At 37.7% G+C, this 3,328-nt stretch carries 1 protein-coding gene and 1 pseudogene; both read right to left on the bottom strand.

Going from position 1 to position 3,328, the window contains the following annotated elements; all coding sequences use genetic code 11:
- Positions 1 to 220: 220 nt before the first annotated feature.
- Positions 221 to 2,539, bottom strand: a complete 2,319-nt coding sequence (locus ACH2CJ_RS18425; RefSeq protein WP_394995051.1) for a glycoside hydrolase family 3 N-terminal domain-containing protein — start codon at positions 2,537 to 2,539, stop codon at positions 221 to 223.
- Between the two features lie 419 nt (positions 2,540 to 2,958).
- Positions 2,959 to 3,328, bottom strand: a pseudogene (locus ACH2CJ_RS18420) (MBL fold metallo-hydrolase); the annotation flags it as partial.

Genomic DNA, 3,328 nt, shown 5'->3' with positions numbered 1-3,328 from the left:
AAGTTATATTTTATGAAATCTCAAAAATTGAAAATGTAAGATGTTGATTTTTAGAGAGTTATGCTACGCTATGTAATTTTAGGCCCAATAAGGGAGTTGCAACCGAATACCTAATCTAATAGTATGATTTAGATTGCCCCACACTTTTTAATGCACTCCAAAGTGTAATCACTATCAAATAACTACATGACTATGACCTTGCGTAACATCAGTTAATAATTTACTTCTTATATTTCGCTCCACGACCATCCTTAATCACTCCTTTCCAATTCATTCCAAAACCAAAATCATAGATATTTCCTTCCGAATCTTTATGACATTCCATATCATAAGGTAAATCTTCGGCTTGTTTTTCTACAACCGACATACTGGCAGGCATTTGCATGGGTAATAGAGCCGACGGCTCTGATTTACCTGCAATAATATCTAAAAGTGCTTGGTCCTGTACACCAAAACTTAACAAAATAGCCGAAGATTCTTTCTCAAATTCCGAGAAAATCATGGGATTTATGGTGTTTATCGAGACAATTACGGGCTTGCCTTTCATGCTTTCTTTGGTATCCAAAACCAATTTTAAATCCGTAATATTAGCCGATTTCGTCACTTTATTTTTATAAGAACGGTTCGCTGATTTATCCATTGGGTCACCTCCTGCAATGCTTGTTTCACGGGCATCGGTTGCGGTATAATCACCGTATTGTAGGCTGATTGGAACATATCCGTTACCGCCATTTTTCAAATCCTCCTTGTCATAACCAATAGAAGTACTTGGATTCTGGATAAAAACTAAGGCAAAATCAGCCTCATTTGGGTTATCGGTTACCTTAAAGTATTTTTTAACAATATCCATGTTTACGGGGTAGTCTGTCGAAGCGGGCGATTCCATTCCCATGAAATTGCGACTTGCGGGAACAAAACGTTTTGGCACAAAAACCGTCTTCATTTTGGCGATTGGAAGCGTGTTGCTTTGGTTTTTCAACAATACAACCGACTTCAATTGAGCCTCATAACCTTCTTTCATATATGTAGAATTTCCAACGATTTTCTTAGTCGCAGCTACTTCCAAATATGGATTTTCAAAAACCCCTACTCTAAAAATATTACGCAATAAACGAACTGCCGATTGCTCCATTCTGGCTCGCATTTTGGTTTCTCCCATTTCTTTTATTCCCATTTGATAGGCTTCTAAAATGGGTTTTGCATCATTATTTCCTCCAAATTGATCAACACCAGCCATCAAAACCTTGTAATGACGTTCGGCAAGGGTTAGATTTTCTACGCCCCAAGGTTTTCCATCAATAAAACCATCCATTACTTTATGGTCTTCTGTTACCCTCCAGTCTGTACACACAACGCCATCATAACCATATTTTGTTCTGAGTAAGTCATTGATAATAAACTTGTTATAATTATTACCAACATTCTCTCCATTTTTTTTGTCTTGATTCCACGAAATCGTATAATAAGGCATCACGGCAGATGCCATTGAGGTTTTTCCCTTCAATTTGAAAGCTCCGTTAATAAATGGAATTAAATGAGCATTAAAATTATTTTTTGGATAAACAGCATACTTTCCGATAGCATAATGTGCATCACGACCAGCTTCGCCCGCACCACCGCCAGGCCAATGTTTTACCATGGCATTAACACTTCCGAAACCCCACCCATTGGCAATTTCTTTTGCGTTTAATGAAGTCTGGAAACCATTACAATAAGCCTGTGCCATTGCCGCTGAAAGCTGAGGGCTTTCGCCAAACGTGCCATTAAAACGACTCCAACGTGGTTCGGTAGCAATATCTACTTGCGGAGAAAGGGCAGTTGTAATTCCCAAAGCACGATATTCTGTGGCGGCAATTTGTCCAAATTTTTCCACTAAGGCAGGCTCAAAAGTGGCTGCCATTCCCAAGGAACTGGGCCACATTGAAATCTCTCCGCCTGCTGCTGCATCGAATTCTGCACGTGCTTTTGTGCCGTGTCGTGGGTCGGAACTGTTATTGGCAGGAATTCCCATGCCTACACTTTCACAAAAAGACTGTAATTTATTGTTCCATTGAGCGACAATTTCGGGCGTTTTTACGGTTGTTAGCAAAACGTGACGAAGATTATCCTCTTGCAAAAACTTCTTTTGTTGGTCGGTTAAATCTGAGGGGTCAGTTTCACCCTCTTTGAATGGTTTTCCGTTATAAGTTCCCGCAAAATTTCCTCCCGAACGAGCAGGAATTGACTGATGCGAAGAGTAAAGCATCAAGCCCGCAATTTGCTCAATACTCAATTTTGAAGCTAAATCTTTGGCTCTGACATCCACGGGCAAACGCCAGTCTTCGTATTTGTCTAATTTACCATTTTTGTTTAAATCTTTAAAGGCTAACTCATTGACTGTTAATATTTTAATGCCAGAATTTGGCGAATATCCTAACGTTTGCCCGCCTTGATTTGTGATGATATTATTGCCATCTACGGAGGTTTCTGACCATTTTCTTTGAGCAAAGATGGGCAATAAACCCAAGCAAAGAGTACTTGTTAACATTAGTTGTTTCATAGAATAATTTTGTTGGTTTTAATTTGTTAGGAATCCTAATAAGGATATTACCATAAAGGTAATAAAATGATTTTTTTGACCCATTGATAGTTTAGCAAATACTAAATTTTCATCAATAATATCAAAGTAATTATTAAAGTTCATTTTTAAACACAAAAAAGGAGTGCATCATACTTACTAAATTGTTGAATCTCCGAAGCGGATTACCTTGCAATGGTATCGGATATAGCTTTTGTAAGCCAGATTCTATATTTTTCGGATATTAGATGCTTTCAATAGTCGCTATGATAATGTCGGGCGGCTATTTTCCAAATTAATGGCTGTAATTATAAAAGTGTACGTCTAAAAAGTAATTATTTACACGTTCTTTCAGAACTTCAAGATGCGGTAATTAACTAAAAAAGTATTTTCTGCAAACTTTATTTACCTTCCGTCAATTCCTCATATGCCGATTGCAAACCACGACTAATTCCATCGCCTTTCCATTCCGTTACGCCTGGAATTGCCGTTGCTTTCATCACTTCTTCTTTTGATTTTCCTGATTTGATTTGTGAATCTGTGAATACCAATAGTTTCTCCAAATAATCTTTAAATGCCTTAATGTCTTCTTTATTTCCCATAATTTTCTCTGGGTCAAAGGCGTGTCCAAATACAAAAATAGTTTCATTATCGAAAGTATTGAGCGTTTTGTCTAACACTTTGATCCAATTATTTATGTTTGCCCCAGCCGCTCTATCCACAAAAGGATAGCGTCGATTAAAAATTAAATCGCCCATGTGAGCAACGTTA

Origin of the sequence: Emticicia sp. (genome assembly GCF_043780375.1) — a bacterium.
GTDB lineage: Bacteria > Bacteroidota > Bacteroidia > Cytophagales > Spirosomataceae > Emticicia.
Note: the sequence above shows the minus strand (reverse complement) of the source record. Positions and strands in the feature narration are given on the sequence as shown.